Source organism: Mycoplasma sp. CSL7503-lung (genome assembly GCF_025515455.1).
Taxonomy (GTDB): Bacteria; Bacillota_I; Bacilli_A; order Mycoplasmatales; family Metamycoplasmataceae; genus Mycoplasmopsis.
This window is the reverse complement of record NZ_JAOPHP010000002.1, coordinates 47232-68775: the sequence shown is the minus strand read 5'-3', so window position 1 is coordinate 68775 and position 21544 is coordinate 47232. Positions and strand designations below refer to the sequence as shown.

Below are 21544 nucleotides of genomic sequence, written 5' to 3'. Positions count from 1 at the left end.
TTTTATATAATATGTCTTTAAAGGAGTTGATATGAAGTCAATATATTCCATATTATTTCATTTAGGTAATTTAACTAGTTTACCTACTTTAGCATCATCGGGAGTTTCGCAATCTAGTCAATCAAGTTATACTAATGATGAATTTAATAAAATAAAAGAAGATTACAAAAAACTTTTTAATAAGTATTTTACTAATAATAACTTTAATTCTCAAATTGATTCTATCCAAAACACAACTAAAGAACAAGTTAAAAATAAAGTTGTAGAAATATTGAAAAATACTTATATAAATATTATTTCTGATATCTTTTTTGCTCAAAGTAATAATAATTATAATTCTACTGAACTAGAGCGTACAATTAAAGAAAAAATAAACAATAATAATAACTTTGAAATAGATATTTGAGATCAAATGATAGCTAGCGTGTTAGTTGATTTAGGTCACAAATGAATTGACGAAGCAAGAGAAAATTTTACTTATAGTGAGTTAATGAATGATTTACAAAAATCTAAATGAACTATAAAGCAAGAGAATAAGACTGCTTATCAGTATTGATCCAATATAGCACGAACTATATTTAGTGGTTTTTACGTAGATTCTATTAATGGTGATTCATGATTTAGCGAAGATGAAATAGAACATTCTCAAGAAGAGACAGAAAGAATATATTTTAAAAATGCTATTGAACCAAAACTATATCTTTTAAATATCGATCCAGAACTTAAACATGACAACAAAAGTTTAGACTTGAGTAATAATGAAGAAATAAAGACATTAATATCAAAACTTAATTTGAGTGATTTGAGTACCTACAAGGCTCTTTTAAATAAATATGCATATTTATTTAAAAGTGACCTTTATAGATATCATAAAGATGTGGATTATTCATTTAATGAAATTTGAATGATAAATCCAGCAATTGTTTTTAAAAATGAATCTATTTTAGATGAAAATTCAATACCTTATAATAAAGTTATTAATTTTATTAAAAATTATTATATAGAAGATGTTTTAGAAATGTTAAATCTTAATTTGGGCGATGATTTCTTAAATAATTGACCTACCAATATAAACTTTGATAATAAACTAAATGATAACGCTTCATTAATTTACTATAATTTAAGCTTACCTTTAATAAATCATCTTAAAATCCAAGTTTTTAATTCTATTTTTGATTATTACAATATTTCACAAAATGAGCAAAATAGAATTTGAAGTCTATTTCAACAAACCCCACAAGAAAGAAATTTTTTATTTGATACTGTTGGAATTTATGAATTATCAGATAAAAAAATACTTAGTGCAACAAGACCTAAAGTATCGTTTTTTAATTTAAAATTAAAAATTCAAGAAGTTTTAAATGAAATAGGTAAAATTGTTAAACCGGAACTTAATATAGTTAATGAAAATTTTAGATTTCACAACTATACATTAAATGAAATATTACCTAAAAACAAAGATCGAGGCGAAACTAAATTAGATAATGAAAATTATTCAGATGATAACCTAGAAAAAAGCAACGATAAAGATGTAAATACTTCTATTGAAGAAAAAAATGGCTCAAATAAAGAAAAAAGTAACCAAAATTCAAATAAAAAGAATGTAACTCCAAAAGACAATATACAAAAAACGGATGAATCTAAAACAACTAATCAAAAAAGTAGAGATAAAAATTCAAATGATAGTGAAAAAAATATAGAAAAAGAAAAAAATAAAGGAAGTTCAAATTATAATATTAAAAAATTTCTTTTAATTGCCTTAATTGCATTAGGGATAATATCTTCAGGGACAATATTTTTATTAATTTTAAGAAAGAAGATGTTATCTAAATAAAAAATATAAAACTATACTTATATACCAAAATTAACATGAAAATGTTATTTTTTTATACACAATATGAGTTGATTTTTACATACTAAAATAAATAAAAGATATATTTAAACAATTTTATTTAATACTAACTAAAATGTTTTGTAAACAAGTTTTATTGTATAAAAAATAAATTTTGTCCCAAATATTATTAAATTGTCCCAACTGTGCTATACTTTTAATATAACAAAGGAGCAAAAATGAAAAAAGCCAGAATTTTAAATTTAATAAAATATTTTTCAGAAAAAAACGATATAGCTTTTAAAAATGAAGCATATGAAATCGCTAGTGAATTTGATCAAATGGGCGATTATTCACTTGCGGAATATATAATGGGTTTATTAGCAGAAGGAAATACTTTTTTTCCACAAATGATAGCAGATAATCACAATTTTATTAAAAAAATAAAAACAAGTAGCAAGTCGCTACCTATACCAGATATCATTAAAGAGGATGTTATAGGAATTATTAATGCTACCACAAGAGATATAGGTATTAATAAATTTCTTTTTGTTGGACCACCCGGTACAGGTAAAACTGAAACATCAAAACATATAGCAAGAATTTTAGGAAGAGAATTATTTGTTGTGGATTTTTCTACAATAATTGATAGCAAATTAGGACAAACTAGTAAAAATATTTCGAAATTATTTGATGAAATAAATAATTTAAGAATGCCTGATAAAGTGGTTATTTTATTTGACGAAATAGATGCTTTAGCTATGGAAAGAGTTGATTCAAATGACCTAAGGGAAATGGGGAGAGCAACTACAACTGTTTTAAATGGTTTAGATCAATTAAACGATAAGGTAGTATTAATAGCAACTACAAACTTATATAAACATTTTGATAAGGCGTTAATTAGAAGGTTTGATTCCGTAATTAATTTTGACAAATATAGTAAAGAAGATTTAATTGATATATCAGAAATAATTTTGAATGATTATATTAAGAAAATGGATAATGTTGGTAAAAATGTAAGACTTTTTAGAAAAATTATTAATTTATATGAGACAATACCATATCCGGGCGAATTAAAAAATATAATAAGAACTTCTTTAGCTTTTAGTAAATTAGATGATGAATTTGACTATTTAAAAAGATTGTATAATACCGTAAAAAATGGAAATAAAATAGAAATAAAAGAATTACAAACGTTAGGCTTTACACTAAGAGAAATAGAAATTTTAACAAGTGTATCAAAAAGTCAACTATCTAGAGATTTAAAGGAATAATATGAACGAAATTTTAGAGTTAAAAGGTGAATTTGAAAAGAGTCCTTCAAGAACTAAACCAGGACCATCGAACTTACCGATTGGTCAATATGTAAATATTTCTAAATTAAAAAAAATATATAATGATTTAGTAAAAACACTTGAATTCTGAGAAAACGAAAAATTAAAAATTAACCCTTTAATTAGTGTTCACTACATAAAAATAGTAGCTAAAAGCAATAGAGTAAGAGGGTTATTTAAAAATAATATTAGATATAATAACAATTCGATTGTAGGAGCAAAATTTAACGAAAATAAAACAAAGCACATTATTACATATTGTATGACAATAGAGGTTTTGCGTAGTTCTATCGAAAAGTTAAATGAAGTAATTCAAATTTTTGAAAAGAATTTCGGAGAAGAAATAGATTATTTAACGATATTGAAAATTAATTCAGGGAATTTTAAGGATCTATTTAGTAAAACAAAACTAAAACAAAGCACATTTGTGAATGTAATTGTTGATTCTTACTGAGTTGATAAAATAAATGTGGAAAAAGAAGTTGTTGATATCGAAGAAGATTCAATTGTAACAATTTTCAAAACAGGCATTAAAATTAGTGATATTTTTGATCAATTAAATATTAGTTATACTAATATAAGAAAAATTGATGAAACAACATTTTTATTAAAAACTAATGAATATAACATTTTAAAAGAAAAAGCTCCATTTTTAATTTCGATGTCAGTTAGCGACATTTCAAAAATAGACACAAAACTTTATTTAAATGATAATAAAAATAATAGTTCAATAATAAATATCCCGAACCCTAAAGATGAGCCGATAGTTGGTGTAATTGACACTATGTTCCATAAAGATGTTTACTTTAGTAAATGAGTTGAATTCAAAAATATGTTAGACCCTAATATTGAATTAGAAAACAATGATTATTTCCATGGTACTGCAGTTAGTTCAATAATTGTTGATGGTCCAACATTTAATCCACAATTAGAAGATGGTTGCGGTAGGTTTAGAGTAAAACATTTTGGTGTGTCTACCGCAAGTAAGTTTAGCTCTTATTCTATTTTAAAATCTATAAAAGAAATTGTTTTATCAAATAAAGATATTAAAGTTTGAAACTTGTCTTTAGGATCGTATTTAGAAATAAATAATAATTTTATTTCACCAGAAGCTGCTTTTTTAGATAAATTACAATATGAAAATGACATAATATTTATTATTGCTGGTACAAATAAATTGAACAAAAATATAAATAAAATAGGTTCTCCGGCTGATTCTATTAATTCTTTAGTAGTAAATTCTGTTAATTTTAATAATCAACCTACTGATTATGCTCGAAGTGGTCCTGTATTATCGTTTTATCAAAAACCTGATGTTTCCTATTATGGCGGCACTGATGAACAACCAATTAGAACATGCACTCACTTAGGAGAAAAACTTGTAACTGGTACTTCATTTTCTGCTCCTTGAATAACTAGAAAAATAGCATATTTAATACATATAATGAAATTTTCTAGAGAAGTCGCGAAAGCTTTGGTAATTGACTCTGCGGTTGGTTGAGAAAATAAAACGGACTTTAAAGTTGGATATGGAATTGTACCTATTCATATTAATAAAATAATTAATACACCTAAAGACGAAATTAAATTTATTTTTTATCAAACAGCAGATGCGTATGAATCATATGCGAATAATATTATTGTACCTATTGATAAAGGAAAGCATCCATTTATAGCCAAAGCTGTGTTGTGTTATTTTCCAAATAGTTCAAAAAATCAAGGTGTTGATTACACAAATACAGAATTAGATATACACTTTGGAAGAATTAAAGATAAAAAAGGTAACATCTTGACAATAAACAACAATAATCAAAATGATGATCATCATTACACCTACGAAGAGAGTGCGCGTGATTTATATAGAAAATGAGATAATGTTAAAGTTATAAGTGAAAATGTAAAAACCAAAAAAGGTAGGCAAAAGAAAAGCAAACAAACTTTTTTAAATCAAAATTGAGGAATTAAGATCATAAAAAAAGAAAGAGTGTTAACTAAAAGTTCGAAAATTAAGTTTGGAGTTGTTGTAACTTTAAAAGAAATTAATGGAAATAATAGAATTTATGAATTTATTAAAATGAATCAACTATCTGGTTGAATTGTAAATAAAATTGATGTTAAAAATAAAATTGATGTATATGAAAAATCTAATGAAATAATTGAATTTGACTAAAGTTATTTAATTAAAAAATCTTATGTTTTACACATAAGATTTTTTAATTAGTTAGTAATTTGTATAATTCAACAACTTTTTCTAAGGGCAATTGTTGAATTCTTAAATTTTCATCATATCCTAATTTGTTATAAGAATTTATAATTTTTTCACTAGGATAAACTGTTTTTAAACTTGTAATTAATTTTTTTCTACGATTATTGAAGCAAAGTTTGAAAAAATCCTTATATAAATTTCAAGTTGAATTATCTATATTGTCGTAAAATTTTAGCGAAATTATTGCCGAATCTACCTTTGGAGCAGGTAAAAAAGCATTTTTTGGTACAATAAATTCTATTTTAGTGTTCGCTAAAAATTGACTACTTAAAGAAAGTTTTGAATATTCTTTTGAATTTTCTTTTGCTACTATTCTTTCTGCTACTTCTTTTTGTACCATTAATATGGCTTCTGAAAAAATGTCTCTATGTTCAAAAATTTTAAATAAAATATCGGTAGTTATATAGTAAGGGATATTTGCGATAACTTTAGATTTTTTAATTGAAGATAAGTCGCTCTTTAAGAAGTCTTCGTGTATTAAAGTTAAGTTATCGTTTTTAATTTCATTTTGGATGACATTGACCATATCTTGATCTATTTCAAAAGCAACAACATGATTCACTTCTTTAACTAATTCTTTTGTTAAGGCACCACGACCTGGCCCAATTTCAACTATATTATTATTTTTAATTTCGGTTACTTTTAAAATTTTATTAATAATATTATTATCTTTTAAGAAGTTTTGGCCAAACTTCTTTTTTGCATAAACTTCTTTTTTCATTATAAATTAAATAACCTTCTTAAATTTCTATTAATTTTATCAACAAATTTATCTAACCCCACTTCTTTTAGTGCGGAAATATAGTAACTAGTGTAAACAACTGTATTAGGCTCGTTCTTTTCACCTGTGTAAGGATGTGGTCTTAAATATGGAGAATCTGTTTCTGTTAACATTCTTTCAAGCGGAATGAATTTAACTACCTGTCTTGTGTTTTCGCTTGAATTAAAAGTAACAACGCCGCTAAAAGAAAAGTATAAATTTTTAAATTCCATAAATTTTTTAGCTCAATCAATATTTCCGGCAAAAGTATGTAACATAACTTTTAAATTTTTATATTTTTGAAGTATTTGATATACATCTTGATAAGCCTGAAATTCATTTTCTTTATCTCTAATATGGATAACTACGGGCAAATTATATTCATTTGCAATTTTTATTTGTTCTTCGAAACAATATATTTGATCATCCCTATTAGGTCCATCTGAGTAGTAATAATCTATTCCTATTTCTCCTATACCAACTATATTATCTAAATTTTCAATAACTTTTTCTTTGAAACCTAAAATTGAATTGGAATCTTTAATACTTTCAGGGTGAATTCCGATACAAGCTTTTAAAAGTGGGTATTTTTTAGATAATTCAATTACTTGATCATTTTCTTCGAAATGTCCGCCGTTATTTATAATAAATTTTACTTTATTGTATTCTGTAGCTTCAACAATTTGTTGAATTGCAAAATCAGTATAGTACGAATAATTGACGTGAGCATGTGCATCTATAAATTTATTTCTTCTTTTTCCCATTATTTTCCCAAACAGAAGTTAGAAAACATAGTATCTAATAAATCTTCTCGATTGGCTCTCCCTTTTATTTCTTCTAAAGAATCTCAAGCATCATATAAATCAACAATTAAAGTATCAAATGTATAACCTTCATTTGTTGCTAAAACTAAAGCATCATCAATATGTCTTTTTGCTTTTTTTATTAATGACAATTGTCTTGTGTTAGAAAATATTCTCTCATCTAAAATGTCAATATTTTTAAAGTTTTCAACTAAAGCTTTCTCAAGAATATCTATATCGTTGTTTAATGCTGAAATATAGATATATTCGTCATTTTTTGAATCTATTAAATCTACTTTGTTCATAACTTTTAGGTAATATTTATTTAATTCTTTAGATTTTTTTTCTATTTCAATGTCGAATTCATTATTTTCTTGCGACGGATCTAATATATGTAAAATTAAATCAGCTTGTTCGATTTGATCAAATGATTTTTTAATTCCTATTTGTTCTATTATTTCGTTTGTTTTTCTAATACCCGCCGTATCGATTAGTTTAAATAAAATTCCATCAATTTGATAACTGGCTTCCACTAAATCTCTTGTTGTCCCGGCAATATCTGTGACAATTGCTTTATCTTCAGAAAGCAAGGCGTTTAAAACACTACTTTTACCAACGTTAGGTTTACCTAAAATTGCTACCTTAACACCTTCAAAAATATATCTACTTTTTTCTGAAACCCTAATAATTTTATTGAATTCATTAGATAATTCAGTTAATGTTTTAATAAATAATTTAGAAGTGATTTGATCAACATCTTCATATTCTGGGTAATCAATATTTACTTCCGCAGTACCAATCAGTAAACTAATTCTATTATTAATTTTATCTAGTAAATCACTTGTTTTACCTTTAAATTTTGAAACACTTGCTTGAGCTTGTGTTGAAGTTTTAGCCATTATTAGGTCATGTATTGCATCTGCTTTAACTAAATCTAATTTACCATTTAAAAATGCTCTTCTTGTGAATTCTCCTGGTTCAGCCAAGCGTGCTCCGTGCACCAAAAGTAGTTCAAGAATTTTATTTGTTACAACAATACCTCCATGACAATTAATTTCAATAATAGGTTCTCCGACGTAATTGTTGTATATTATATTTCCGTTTTTATCTTCTTTACCAACAAATCACATTATTAAGACTTCGTCTATTAGTGTTTGATTATCATAAATTTCACCGTAAGTTATTTGATGGTCTTGACCCACTTTACCTTTAAAAATTTTTTTAACTATTTCTACTGCGTTAGGTCCACTTAATCTAACTATAGAAATAGGTTGGTTTGTTCTTGATCCAGAACTTATTGCTGCTATATTATCATTCATATTTTAATTATATAATAAAAGGTGATTTTCATCACCTTTACATTATTATCCGTTCATTAATTCGTTTTCTTTTTCTTTGCTAAGTTCGTTAATTTTTTCAATATTTTGGTCAGTGTGTTTTTGAACAATATCTAAATAATTTTTTACAACATCTTCGGATAGTTCGTCATTAGCTTTTATTAGTTTATTAACGTCTTGTCTTGAGTTTCTAACACCAACTTTAGCATTTTCAGTGAGTTTTTTAAGGTTTTTAACCATTTCGATTCTACGTTCTCTTGTTAGTGCTGGGAATGTAAGTCTAACTTGATTTCCTTCATCTACAGGTAAAATACCTAAATTAGCCTTTTCTAATGCTTTTGTAATTTCTTTAACTGATGTTAAATCATAAGGTTTAATTAATAATTGTTGTGGTTCTGGTACGCTAATGTTTGCTAATTCTTCAAGAGAAGTAGGTGTATCATAGTAATTTATTCTAACACCTTTTATTATTTGTGGATTAGCTCTTCCTGTTGAAAGTTTAGACATTTCAAATTTGAAATGTTGTATTGCTTTTTCGTTTTTTTCTTCTAATTCAAGTAAATATAATTCTATATCCATTATTTTATTACCTCTGTATGTTCGATTTCACCTTCTAATACTCTAATTATTGAATTTTCTTCTAAAAGGTTAAATATTATTAAGTTGATATTATTATCTCTTGCCATACTTGTGGCTGTAAGATCCATAACTTGTAATTTTTTTTCTAAAATTTCATCATATGTAATTTTATCAAATTTCTTTGCATTTTGATTAGTTTTTGGGTCTGAATCATAAACTCCATTAGTTCCGTTTTTACCCATTAGAATGACGTCTGCATTTATTTCAGATGCGTAAAGTGTTGAAGCGGTGTCGGTTGTAAAGAACGGTCTTCCTGTACCTCCAACAAATATAACGACTTCACCATCTTCTAAATATTTCAATGTTTTTTCGTTTACATATGTTTCAGCAATTTTAGGATCCATATTTATTGAACTTTGAACTCTTGATTTTAAACCTACTTGTTCGAAACCACTTCTAAGTGCAAGTCCATTCATAACTGTAGCTAACATCCCTATATAATCTGCTCTGTTTCTTGGTATTCCGTTTTTTTCTGCTGATGCACCTCTTCAAAAGTTACCACCACCAATTACAATAGAAACTTGTATTCCTTTTGCAACAATTTCTTTCAATTGAAGGGCTATTTTTTTAACTAATTCACTATCAATTGCAAGGTGTTTTTCTTTGTTGGCAAAACCTTCTCCTGATAGTTTTATTAATATTCTTTTATATTTGTTCATTGCACCTCTCACCTCTATTTTGAATATTTTAATAATTATAATGGAAAATTGAGAATTTTTATCATTTGGTTACCAAAATAATGAAAAAAATTATTTTTTACGTTTTTAACTACTATTAATATGTTTTTGTTTTTAACTATATTTTCTAGTTAAAATAATATTTTTATGAAAAAATGTGGAATTTTTTTCTAAAAGTACATTATTATAGTTTAAAAAATAAAATCTTGTATAATTTAATAAACAAATTTATATAAAGGAGTTATATGAATAATAAATACTTATTTGCTATCGATTTAGATGGTACAACACTACTTTCTAGTGCTACTGGCGAAGTGCATGATCAAACAATAAATGGTATAAAAAGAGCTATTTCATTAGGTCATAAAGTATGTATTTTAACAGGTAGACCTTGAAGAAGTACAAAATTTATTTATGATACTTTAGGTTTAGATACAGTAGTTTCAAATTATAATGGTGCTCATATTCACCACCCTAAAGAAGATGGATTTATTCCTTACATTAAATATTTAAATTTAAATGAAGCTTTATATGTTTTAGGTGATGAAAAAGTTCAAAAAGAGGTGTCTAATATTGCTATTGAAGGTCCGGATTGGGTTCAATTGCAAAAAAGAGATCCAGATTTGGAGAAAGTATTTGGTTTTACTTCATCATCAAAATTAAGAATTGGGTTAGATTTTCATAAGATTCCATTAATGCCTACAGGTATTATATTTGATGTTAAAAAAGATACAAACGTTGAAGAATTAAGAACATATTTAAAAGCTAGATACGGAGACCTTGCTGAGTTTTCATATTGAAGCAAAGGTGAAGGATTATCTCCTGTATTCGATATGACTAATATTACTGCTAACAAAGGTAAAGCATTAAGTATGCTTATGAGATATTATGATATTCCCGTAGAAAATACAATTGCTTTAGGTGATGGTTTTAATGATGTTCCTATGTTTAAAGTTGCAAATGTTTCAGTAGCCATGGGTAATGCTACTAAAGATGTTAGACAATATGCAACCGTTAAGATAAACAAGACAAACAAACAAGGTGGAGTTGGTTGATATATCAATAAATTTTTAGATAATCCAGAACTTGAAATAGCTAAATCGAATGAGAAGAAAAAGAAAAGAAACTTAGAGGACGAGTAATGTTTTTTTATAATGACTTGAGTAAAATTAATTTAGATGACTATAACGTAATAGGTGTTGATGAAACTGGAGTAGGAGATTACTTTACACCTATAATTGGTTGTGTTGCTTATTTACCAAATAATTTGAAAGAATGAGCTATTCAACTTGGTGTTCAAGATTCGAAAAAATTAAGTACTACTAAAATTAATTTTATTGCAAAAGAGTTGATAAAAAAAATAAGTTATAAAACATACACTTTAACTCAAAAAGGCTACAATAGCTTAACATCTAAAGGATTTAATGCTAACGAAATAAAGTACTTTATTCACTTTAATGCAATTGGTAATTATTCAAATTTATTTTTAAATGAAAATAAATTTGATAATGATATTTTTATTGTGGATAGATATTCTACTTTTGATTCTATATTAAGATACAAAGAAAAATTTAATTTTATCCCTGATTTTAAAAAAACATATGAATTAAAAAATCAAGTTTTTTTTGTTACTAAAGCAGAAAGTGTTCATTTATCTGTCGCTTGTGCTTCAATTATTGCTAGATATTATTTAATAAATTATATGAAAAAACAAAGCGAAGAATGAAATTTCCAATTTCCTCTAGGTGCAAGTCAAAAAGTTAAAGAAGCTGTATTAAATTTTGAACAATTATACGGTAGAAACTCTTTAGATTCAGTATGTAAAACTAGTTTTAAAATTAAAAAATAAAAATCATAACTACATAATTTAGTAGTTATGATTTTTTTATATTATTGAAGATTCTTTTAGGAAAATATCTTTACTTATTTTCGCTTTATATTCTTTAAAGTTTTCAATATCGTTTAAAAGGCTTGTGATTTTTTGCTCGATTTCAGGAATTATTATATTAGTTAAATTGTACGCTGCAGAGATGTTATTATCTTTTTCGTATTCTTTTACTTTTGTTTTGTGTTCAGAAATTAAATTGTAACTATCAATCAATTCTCTAATTTTTTGTTTTTCATTTTCAAAAAGTTCTGTTTTTTCTAATATTAATGTTTCAATTTCGTCTATTTTAGAGTCAATTTCTTTAATATTAACATTCTTTTTATCTTTTAAAATAACATATTTTTCATATTCTAGTTTTATTTTTTGATCATATAGTTCTTTTAAGTTTTTTTCTCATTGAGAATTTTGTGAATTTAAGTATGCGGCAGCTGTATCCACTTTATCTAAAATATCGCTTATATACATATTTTGTTCAATATAATTTTTAATTAATTGATCAACATCACTATCGCCTATCAATTCTTGTTTTGCTAAAATTTTATTTTTTGCGTATAAAGTTATCATTATTTTTTGTTCAATACTTAAATCATCGATAGAAGAATTGATAAATAAATCATTGTAATCTTTTGCTTTAGTTTCATCACTTAAAGAAGCTATAATTTTTATATTTGTTTGATTTTTTACTCTTTTTAGGAGTTGCATCATATTATGATTTTCTAATAAATCGATATTTTCTATAAAAATTATTAAATCAGAATTTAAGTTTGCTTTATTATAAAAAAGTTTATATAAAATTTTTGTTATTTTATTTTCCTTTGTAAAAAGAAGTTTTTCGGTATTAAGTTTATAAACATTTTTTGTTGGTAATTCATTATCTTTATTATTAAAATTAATTACTTGAGCTAAAGTTCTTATGATTAGATCTCTAAATGATTCACTTTGTTTGGTTAAGAGTATAAATTTATTTTGAGTTTTGAATGAGTTAACAAATAGTTTTTCAACAATGTCTTTAATCCCGTTTCTTTCTAATTCTTCTAAAGTAGTTTTTTTAGATTCAAATATTTTTGAATAATTTTTAGCATACTTGTTTAATGGATTAAATGATTTAATGATTTTATATAAACCTCAAATTACAAAACCTAATAACATAAATCCAATATAACTTAAAATGACTATTAATTGAGAAGGGTCATATTTTTCATTTAATATAGGGGGTAATAATGTTACTAAAATAACTACTCCGATAAGTGATATAGTTAATATGTAAAATAATTTTTCTCAAGTTGGTATTTTAAATTCTTTTCTTTTGAAAGAAATTACTAATATTGATAAAATAGCAATTAAATATAGTACAAAGAAAACTAAATTACCTGCATTTAAAACAGCACCAAATGAATTAGAAATTCCTAATACTTGCGGAATTATTGTTAATAAAATCATTGCAAAAATACTTATTATTGTAACAAATTTAATCGCATTTTTATGTTGTCCATTTTTTGCTACTTTGGCTAGTGAGCTTGGTAAAAATCAATCTAAAGCAAGTGGTACAACTGCTTTAGCATAGTAAACCATTGAGAAAATTGTTGATGTTATTTGTTTAAATAATAAACCTATTGTAAATAGAATAATACCTGTTATACCTAATGTATTTCTCATTATTAAAGCCACATAATCATCTTGACCAGATGAATTAATTGTAGGTATAAATGAAAATAATAAGAAAAATATTAAATAGATAAATATTACAAATCCAAAAAGATATAATAATATTTTTTGAAAATTTTTAGTTTTAACACTAGTTGATAACCCAGCTAAACCTTCAATTCCACCGTAAGCGTATATAAAGCTAAGGATTGAACTAATGATTGTGAACGGAGTAATTGTTTCTAGTGTTGAATTTTCTTTTTTAAAAAGATGTATTTCAGGACTTGAAGCAACTAAATATACTATTACACCTAAAATTAATACAAAAACTATTCACTTAACAATCGCACTTCATAAAACTACTTTTTTAGAGACGTTTAAACTAAACGCAGAAACAATTGTTAATACTATAAAGAATAGTAACGAACCAAGTTGCAATAATATTTTATAGTCTTGATTATTGACGAATAATCCGACTAAAGTTGAGAAAAATAAAGGTGTTGTCGCTGAAAAAAGTGGAGCTTGCATAAATTGATTTCAGCCATTTAAAAATCAAAACCATTTACTTTTTGGAAAAGCTTCTTTTGCATAAACGTATGATCCACCAATTTTATTACCAAAATATTGGGTACCTCTTGCGAACGCTAGCATAATACCAGCCGCAATTAATGAAGTAATTGCAAAAATTAGTAAACTATAGTTTCCGGTTTTTATAACACTTTGAATAGTTGCTATGAAACCAAAACCAACTATAAAGTTTATCCCGTAAAAAATGAAGCTTTTTTCACTAAATTTTTTATTCATTTTTCCTTTCGATGTTTGTTATTTATTAAATATGTTTTTTACTTTAAAAATTCTACACATTTTTATCAAAAACATTAATAAAAAGTGTTTTTTTGTGGAAAAACATGTTTTTTGGTAAAAAATAAAAAAATTACGCGTTTATCGCGTAATTTTAAAGTTATTATTATTTGTTGATGTTGTAGAATGATTTAGCACCATCAAATTTTGATGTTGTTCCTAATTCTTCTTCAATTGCTAATAAACGATTGTATTTTGCAATTCTATCTGTTCTTGACATAGAACCTGTTTTAATTTGTCCTGTATTCATAGCAACTGCAATATCAGCAATTGTAGAATCTTCTGTTTCACCTGAACGGTGTGAAACAACGGCAGTCATGTTTGCTTTTTGAGCCATTTGGATTGCTTCAAATGTTTCTGTTAATGAACCAATTTGGTTTACTTTAATTAAAATTGAGTTCATTGATTTTTCTTCAATAGCACGTTTTAAGATTTCTGTATTTGTAACTGTTAAGTCGTCACCAACGATTTGTACTTTGTTTCCTAATTCAGCTGTTAATTTTTTAAATCCTGCTCAGTCTGCTTCTGCTAAACCATCTTCAATTGAAATAATTGGGTATTTAGCAACAAGTGATTCTAAGTATGAAATCATTTCATCTGTTGTGTATTCTAATTTAACATTTGTTAAGTTTTCAAATCCTGGTTGTTTTGATTCTATAGCAGCTTTTAATTTACCAAATGTATAAACACCATTTTCGTATAATTCTGAAGATGCACAGTCCATTGCAATAGCAACAGCTTTTTCTCCAGATGTTGCAGGTGTATATCCAGCTTCTTTAATAGCTTCAACTAAGAAATCAAGAGCTTCTTCGTGTGATTTGAAGTTTGGAGCAAATCCACCTTCATCACCAACTTGAACACCGTGTCCATTCTTTTTAAGTAATTTAGCTAAGTTATGGAAAACGTGGTTAGCCATTTGTAATGATTCTCTTAATGATTTTGCACCAACTGGCATAATCATGAATTCTTGGAAATCAAGTGTGTTTGATGCGTGTTCTCCACCGTTAATAACATTTAACATTGGTAAAGGTAATAAGTGAGCGTTAAATCCACCTAAATATTTGTATAATGGTAAATCTAATTCATTTGCAGCAGCTCTAGCTGTAGCTAAAGAAACACCTAAGATAGCGTTTGCACCTAATTTAGATTTTGTAGGTGTACCATCTAATTTAATCATTGTTTGGTCAACTAAACGTTGATCTGTAACTTCTAACCCTTCAACAACTGGCGCGATATCGTTGTTGACGTGATCAACAGCTAACATAACACCTTTTCCACCAAATCAGTTTGATTCGTATTTTGAACCTTTATCTCTTAATTCTAAAGCTTCTCTAGAACCTGTTGAAGCACCTGATGGAACCATTGCTGAACCGTATCCACCTAATTCTGTGTAAACTTCAACTTGAACTGTTGGGTTACCACGTGAGTCTAATATTTCACGTGCGTGAATTTTTGAAATTTTTGACATTTTTTTCTCCTATTTTATTAATTAAAATTCAATATATATTATTAAATATATGTAATATATTTTAAATTATAGCACTTTTTTATTATTGATATACATATTAATGTTTTATTGGTTTAAGCTTAAATTATAATGATTTGATTAAAATAATAACCAAATAAATAAAATTAATACAAATATCAACATTATTTATTTGGTTATCTTCAATTATTTTTTTAATTGTATAATTCTTTTATTAAAAATTCATTCACTTTTTTCTTCTAGATTATTATCTATATCTTTGGATTGTTTCTCAATATTTTTTATAAAATTTTCAAATAATAACTTATTAAATTGATCTTCTTGAAAATTGTAAAAATCATTAAATTTTTTAAAACAATTGAGTAACTCGCTATATCTAATCTTTTTTCAATCATCGTTACTTAATTTAATTTCATTATAATTCGGAGATAATACATAAAAATATGTTTTGTCAATATTTTTCATTTTATTTTTTTCTTTATTAACTGTTTCTTTGTATTTTTCTAACTGAGTTCTCTCATCTTTGTATTTTGAAACATTTGACTTTATTTTATTTTCAATTACTATTAAGTCTACTTTATTGTTTTGATCCTCTTTTTTAATTCAAAGTGATATATCGATTCTTTCTCATTCTCTTTCAATTTTAAAGTTATTAAAGTCAAGTTTTTCATCTTCGATTTTTAAAACATTTTTAACAAAATCTTTAGTTAATTCTGGGTATTTATTTAAAAAGTAATAAATTAGGTTTGAATATGATAATTCATCATAATCTTTTCCAATTATTTCGAGTAAATTATCTCTTTTGTTCCAACCATCATTTTCTTTAGGTTTAAAAACTTTAGTTTCCTTATCTCAAAGGCTATCATCATTTATTATCTTTTTTAACTCTTTGTAAATGTTTGATTTCTCTATTTCGTCCTCTTTGTAGTAACGTCTAGATGATCGACCAAGCATTGTTTTGCCTGGTATTTTATATATTTTTTTACCTGTATATTCATTGTCATTTTGGTCCGTTGTTATGTAAAATACTTCTGCGGATTTAACAACTTTTTTTGCTTCAAATGTTATATAAATATTATTATGCGTTTCGTTTTTTTTAAATCTATTTTGATGAAATATTTTGTCTAATAAAATTCCGCCATAAGTAATTTTATTTTTTTTGATTTCATCTTTTTGGTATTGAATTATTTTTTTATCATTATTTTTGGTTACATCACCAAATTGTTTTAAACCAGTTGCTTTTCCTATCACTTTAAATAATTTATTACCGGCACTTCTTATTAAAAGCATTACTGATTCATAACCCTGATGTTCTTTTGGTAATTGTCCATCAGCACACAAAAATATATAATTTTTACCATTATCACTTTTGTATAAATTTATAATCTCATGACCTATGTTATCATAATCACTTATATATGTTCCGCCATACATTCTATTAAGAATTATTTGATTAAAATTCTCTTTTTGATTCATATTTAAATTTTAGCATGTTTTGTAGTTTTGCTTTTTGTTTGGAGAGTTTTTAGTTGAGCAAATACAAATTAACAATAATTTTAAATATTTTTAAAAAGTTATAAAATTACTTAAAAATAAACCTAAAAAGGAGTTTTTATGATTTTTACAACATACAAAGAACTAAAAGAAAATAAATATGATATCAACTCTTGATCTGTTGATGTTATCTCTGTTTACGACGCTTTAAGAAAAGTATTTAAAAAGTATATTGATAATACTTATCAAGATTATGAACAATTAACTCAAAGTTTTTACACAAGAAATGATAGATTTTTAAAAGTAGCTTACGACTTTTCTTTTTATTTGATGAAATACTTAGCCGATAATAATGCTTCAAGTCAAAAAAATGATATTAGTAAAGTATTAGTCGAAAATAAAAAATTATTTTCAACTCTTAACGATGAAGAATTAAGAGAAAAAGTTTTAACTTTAGCTAAACAAATTTTTAGAATCACACATTTAGATGGTTCGACTAGAGACGTTTTATTGTTAGTTGATTTGTTAAATAGTATAGATAATTCAAAGATGGAAATAATAGAAAAATTAGATTTTAATTTTCATCCATTTAATGGTTGTGATATGCCTTCATAATTTCATCATAAAATTATTGTAAAAGAATAATATATAACAAAACCTCCAAATCTTACCTGAATTTGGAGGTTTTTGTATATTTAAAATTTATTTTTATTCTTCAATTATTGTTGTTTCTTCTTTTTGAACTTCTTCTTTATTTACGTAAGTTTTAATTATAGGTGTTGCTTTAATTAAAAAGTAAGTGGCTGCAAAAACGTAAACTGGCGGGTTAAAAATACCTATTATAAGTACCGCTTAATTCAATCATTTTAGGACTTATAAAATATATTTGTAGAATAATAATGACTAAGTAAGCTATCAAAAATAAAATACCAAATATTATAATGAAAATTAGTCAACCTTCTGAACTTTCTCTAGAAAATCCGTTTAAGTTAGCGCCAATATTTAAAATTGCTCCTACAAAAAAACTTAAAATAGGAATAATTACTAATGTAGTTATCATTAAATTTTTAGATACCACTAAGTTTTTTAAATCTTTTTTTGAATAATTTTTATTTTTATCAAACATAATTTCTCTCCTTTGATATATAAAAATTATATATTATCTTGTCTTTTATATTATTTATTTATGCTATAAACAAAACATCATAACTAGTTGTTATGATGCTTCTTTATTATTTATTTTATTAAATTGAATTGTCAATGGTCTTGAAAGTAATGATTCATTTAAATTTGTAAGCATAATAGTTAATTCAAGCGTATTATCATCTTTCGCTCTCAAAAAGAATCCGTAACTATTTTCGATCTGATCTACTCATTGATTTTCATTTACATTTAATTTATTTAACATTAATTTTATTTTTTGTTTAACGCTTGATAATGTTTGTTGTAACTCGTTTTTGCTTTGTTTGGTTTCAGAATCTAGTTCATTGGCTTGGAAATTATTGATAAAAGTGTAAATGTCATTGCTGTTAGTGATATTTAAATTACTTTCTTGAATTTTTTCAAACTCAGAATCTATTAAACTTTTTTGTTCTTCAAGGTTTTTTGTACTAAAACCTCAATTATTTTTTTCTTTTTCTAATGCGAAGTTAGGCAATTGTGAAATAGGGTTATTATCTTTTTTGTCTGTTAATAATTTATCGATAAATTTCAAGTCATAAAAATCTTTATAATCTATTTTTATTTGTGGGATCGCTGGTTCTTCAACATCCGTTAAATCATTAATATTAGTTATATTTTGATTATTGTCTTTATTAGAAAATGAACCATTTACTGATGAAATAAACAATGAAGTTCCATCTGGCAATGATGTTGGTAAAACAGAAAAAGCTCCACCACCCGAATTATTACCAATTATTGTAGCTAAGTTATTATCTTTAGCTATGTGAGCCATAATATTAGCTGCCGAAAAAGTGCTATTAGATGTTAAAATATAGAATTTAAAATCATCTTGAAAACTATCTTTATCTGAAAAATATTTATCATCATTATTATCAACATTATAGTAATTAAGAAGTATAGAGCCGTCATTTTTATTAATTTGGTAGTCATAAATAGGTTTATTAGTTAGAAAACTTAATGCTTTAAATAATGAAATTGTTTCGCCACCACCGTTGGTTGCTAAGTCTATTACTATATTTTTAATTTTTTCTTCCTCACTTTTGGCATTGTTATCATTTTTTATTTGATTAAGTTTTTCTTTGTAAAAATTAAATGTACTGTTATTTTCTTTAAAATCAAATCCGTATGTTGTTAAAAAAGCTGTATTACCTTCTATTCTTATGTCTGAATATTCGCTTTTATTTTGCAATTCTAAATATTTAGATTTTTGTTCGTATAAAAATATAGTACTTAGTAAAGAGTTGTTAAAATTTGTATTTTGACCGCCATACCTACTAATTTTATTTAGTGATTCATCACTTTCTCTAAAATTACTATTATAGAATGAAAAGTTTCTCACAACTGTATGTCTATCTGATAAGTTATTTTGTAATGCATCGATATAACCATAATTATTTTTAGTTACTTCGGTTGATAAAATTAATTGTTTTTGATATTCGCTTATTGTTTCTTCTCATTTTTTGTCTTTGAATTTCTTATATTTTAAGCCATAAAAATTATTCATTAAAAATTTTAGCGTGTTAAAGTTATATTGTCTATCCTTTTGGTCTTGATTTGAACTAATATAAGATATTTTATTTGATTTATCTTGGTATTTTTGGTATATAGTGTCAAAGCCAATAATATTATCATTATTTAAAAATAAATTATAGTAGTTAGGATTTGCAAAAAGTATATTAAATATAGGTAAAGGTATTAAAATATCATTATTTATATCTATAAATTTAAAATTAGCATCTGCTAATGAATATTCCACTCATTCTTTACCTTTAACTATCTTTTTGTTTTTATAAATATCTAAATGAATGTTCGGGTCTAAAGAATCATTTTCTTTTGTAAAATTTCAAAAATTAGCATTAGTAGCTGAAAACGTATTTCTTTCCAAATCTATTTTTATTTTTTCGTTATTAGGTAAAGAATATTCAATAATTTTATCTTTTTTGATGACATTTAACCCTTTATTCTTAAAAAGGCCATCAAGATTAAAAATCATATCTAACAACCCAACATAAATAACTTTTTCGTTTTTCTCATTATATGTTGATATATTTTTTGTTGAAAAGTTATAACCTTCAAAGTAATTTGTAAATGATTTGCTTTTATGATCTAAATTAAGATTTTTTGCATTTTCTTTTTGTGCATTATTAATTTTTACTTTTTCATCATCTACTAATTTTTTTAATAGGTTTATTTTATTACTGAAGTCAGAACTGGATTTATTCGTAATTTCATTAAATTTATTTCTTACATTTTCAAAAGAATTTGTGGATGTATTTTTCAAATAATTCAATAACGCTTCTGCATGTTCTTTTGTGACTATATATTTATAAAGGGCTGAGTTTTTAGTTTTTATTTCGTTAATTCTTTCTTTATTTTTTAATATATACTCTGTTTTTAAGTTATATAATTGTGTATTTTTTTCTTTTATGGCTTGTAAATTATTATTGTCGTTAAAAATAAAAATTTTATTTTCATTTATTTTAGAATTTAAGCCGTCTAATTCTATTTTATTATTATTATTTTCATATTTATCATTATTTTCTTTGATAACACTACTTAATTGTTCTAAATCAAAAATTAATTGAATGTTATCTGATTTTTGATTTAAAATCTCATATAATGAGTTATATTTGCTTATTTCTTCTTGAATTTTTTTGTTTGATTCATCTTCTTTTTCAAGTATTTTATTTATATTATCTATAGCATTTTTTGCATCATTTTTTAAAATACTAAATTTTTCACCATTATTTTCATATTTTAAGATTTCATTTTTGAATTTTCTTTTAATATCTTTTAATATCAAAAATTTGTCATTTTGTTCTTTTGTTTTAGGGTTGGTATTATTGTTATCATCTTCATTGATATTATTTTGATTATTTTTATTTGACTTTGAATGAATATTTTTGCTATTTTGAGTTTTGTTATTATTAGAATCTATTTTATCTTCTTGATTTAAAATGTTATCTTTCTTTAATTCTTCTTTTTTATTTTCGTTCGGAAACTTATTTGTATTATCCCGTTCTTTATCCTGTTTTGGGTCTTCATGTTTATTATTAGCACATGATGTTATAGTAACTATCGGTAAATAACTAACTAAAGTTCCTAAAATAAATTTATATTTTTTATTCATATTTTCCTTCAATTCATTTTTTTAAATTAAAACTGCTAAATTATAATAAATTTTCATTTTTTTATATTTTTTTAGTCTTTTATGTTTATTTTTTTAGGAAAACAAGTTATATTTTAAAAAATAAAAAATTCAATTTTAATTAAATTTTATTTCAAAAAATAAGTTAAAAATAACTTTTATTACTATAATATAGGCATAAAAAAAATAAAAAT

16 protein-coding genes are annotated in these 21544 nt (G+C 24.7%); 6 read left to right on the top strand and 10 right to left on the bottom strand.

Annotation, left to right across the window (positions count from 1 at the left end; genetic code table 4):
- Nucleotides 1-31 precede the first annotated feature (31 nt).
- The 3 genes from N9R85_RS00615 to N9R85_RS00605 all read left to right on the top strand — a co-directional run bounded on the left by N9R85_RS00615 (nucleotide 32) and on the right by N9R85_RS00605 (nucleotide 5335).
- The gene (locus N9R85_RS00615; protein WP_262858143.1) at nucleotides 32-1834 is read left to right on the top strand and encodes a hypothetical protein; all 1803 of its coding nucleotides are present in this window, start codon (nucleotides 32-34) and stop codon (nucleotides 1832-1834) included.
- A gap of 236 nt (nucleotides 1835-2070) precedes the next feature.
- The gene (locus tag N9R85_RS00610; RefSeq protein ID WP_262858142.1) at nucleotides 2071-3105 is read left to right on the top strand and encodes an ATP-binding protein; all 1035 of its coding nucleotides are present in this window, start codon (nucleotides 2071-2073) and stop codon (nucleotides 3103-3105) included.
- Nucleotide 3106: 1 nt separating this feature from the next.
- Nucleotides 3107-5335 (top strand): S8 family peptidase, encoded by a 2229-nt coding sequence (locus N9R85_RS00605; RefSeq protein ID WP_262858141.1) that lies wholly within the window; start codon nucleotides 3107-3109, stop codon nucleotides 5333-5335.
- A gap of 43 nt (nucleotides 5336-5378) precedes the next feature.
- Here N9R85_RS00605 and rsmA read toward each other — a convergent pair whose 3' ends face one another.
- Genes rsmA through pyrH form a run of 5 tightly spaced genes read right to left on the bottom strand, consistent with a single transcriptional unit; the run spans nucleotide 5379 to nucleotide 9629 of the window.
- Nucleotides 5379-6152 carry a 16S rRNA (adenine(1518)-N(6)/adenine(1519)-N(6))-dimethyltransferase RsmA gene (rsmA, locus tag N9R85_RS00600; RefSeq protein ID WP_262858140.1) on the bottom strand — a complete coding sequence of 258 codons (774 nt, stop codon included), beginning with the start codon at nucleotides 6150-6152 and terminating at the stop codon, nucleotides 5379-5381.
- Entirely contained in the window at nucleotides 6152-6955 is an 804-nt protein-coding gene (locus N9R85_RS00595; protein WP_262858139.1) for a TatD family hydrolase, read from the bottom strand. The genes rsmA and N9R85_RS00595 overlap by 1 nt, the downstream gene beginning before the upstream one ends.
- Nucleotides 6955-8313 carry a tRNA uridine-5-carboxymethylaminomethyl(34) synthesis GTPase MnmE gene (mnmE, locus tag N9R85_RS00590; RefSeq protein ID WP_262858138.1) on the bottom strand — a complete coding sequence of 453 codons (1359 nt, stop codon included), beginning with the start codon at nucleotides 8311-8313 and terminating at the stop codon, nucleotides 6955-6957. Before mnmE ends, N9R85_RS00595 begins: the two co-directional genes overlap by 1 nt.
- A gap of 45 nt (nucleotides 8314-8358) precedes the next feature.
- The gene (gene frr / locus N9R85_RS00585) at nucleotides 8359-8910 is read right to left on the bottom strand and encodes a ribosome recycling factor (RefSeq protein WP_262858137.1); all 552 of its coding nucleotides are present in this window, start codon (nucleotides 8908-8910) and stop codon (nucleotides 8359-8361) included.
- The gene (gene pyrH, locus N9R85_RS00580; protein ID WP_262858136.1) at nucleotides 8910-9629 is read right to left on the bottom strand and encodes a UMP kinase; all 720 of its coding nucleotides are present in this window, start codon (nucleotides 9627-9629) and stop codon (nucleotides 8910-8912) included. Before pyrH ends, frr begins: the two co-directional genes overlap by 1 nt.
- Nucleotides 9630-9892: 263 nt before the next feature.
- On the opposite strand from pyrH, the gene N9R85_RS00575 reads away from it, so the two are divergent.
- Together N9R85_RS00575 and N9R85_RS00570 are read left to right on the top strand one after the other, a co-directional pair.
- Nucleotides 9893-10789, top strand: coding sequence for a Cof-type HAD-IIB family hydrolase (locus N9R85_RS00575; protein WP_262858135.1), 897 nt, complete (start codon nucleotides 9893-9895; stop codon nucleotides 10787-10789).
- The gene (locus N9R85_RS00570) at nucleotides 10789-11496 is read left to right on the top strand and encodes a ribonuclease HIII (protein WP_262858134.1); all 708 of its coding nucleotides are present in this window, start codon (nucleotides 10789-10791) and stop codon (nucleotides 11494-11496) included. Before N9R85_RS00575 ends, N9R85_RS00570 begins: the two co-directional genes overlap by 1 nt.
- 36 nt (nucleotides 11497-11532) lie before the next feature.
- On the opposite strand, the gene N9R85_RS00565 is transcribed toward N9R85_RS00570, so the two are convergent.
- The 3 genes from N9R85_RS00565 to N9R85_RS00555 form a co-directional block, all read right to left on the bottom strand.
- The gene (locus N9R85_RS00565; protein ID WP_262858133.1) at nucleotides 11533-13983 is read right to left on the bottom strand and encodes an APC family permease; all 2451 of its coding nucleotides are present in this window, start codon (nucleotides 13981-13983) and stop codon (nucleotides 11533-11535) included.
- 163 nt (nucleotides 13984-14146) lie between these two features.
- Nucleotides 14147-15508: a phosphopyruvate hydratase gene (gene eno, locus N9R85_RS00560; RefSeq protein ID WP_262858132.1), complete on the bottom strand. Its 1362-nt coding sequence runs from the start codon at nucleotides 15506-15508 to the stop codon at nucleotides 14147-14149.
- 204 nt (nucleotides 15509-15712) lie between these two features.
- Entirely contained in the window at nucleotides 15713-17002 is a 1290-nt protein-coding gene (locus N9R85_RS00555) for a PD-(D/E)XK nuclease family protein (RefSeq protein WP_262858131.1), read from the bottom strand.
- 138 nt (nucleotides 17003-17140) lie between these two features.
- Here N9R85_RS00555 and N9R85_RS00550 point away from each other — a divergent pair, with 138 nt between their 5' ends.
- A complete protein-coding gene (locus N9R85_RS00550; protein WP_262858130.1) occupies nucleotides 17141-17635 on the top strand; it encodes a hypothetical protein in 495 nt (164 codons plus the stop codon).
- Between the two features lie 211 nt (nucleotides 17636-17846).
- Here N9R85_RS00550 and N9R85_RS00545 read toward each other — a convergent pair whose 3' ends face one another.
- Both N9R85_RS00545 and N9R85_RS00540 read right to left on the bottom strand, forming a co-directional pair.
- Nucleotides 17847-18146 (bottom strand): hypothetical protein, encoded by a 300-nt coding sequence (locus N9R85_RS00545; RefSeq protein WP_262858129.1) that lies wholly within the window; start codon nucleotides 18144-18146, stop codon nucleotides 17847-17849.
- 90 nt (nucleotides 18147-18236) lie between these two features.
- On the bottom strand, nucleotides 18237-21332 hold the full coding sequence (locus tag N9R85_RS00540) for a S41 family peptidase (protein WP_262858128.1): 3096 nt from the start codon (nucleotides 21330-21332) through the stop codon (nucleotides 18237-18239).
- Nucleotides 21333-21544 lie beyond the last annotated feature (212 nt).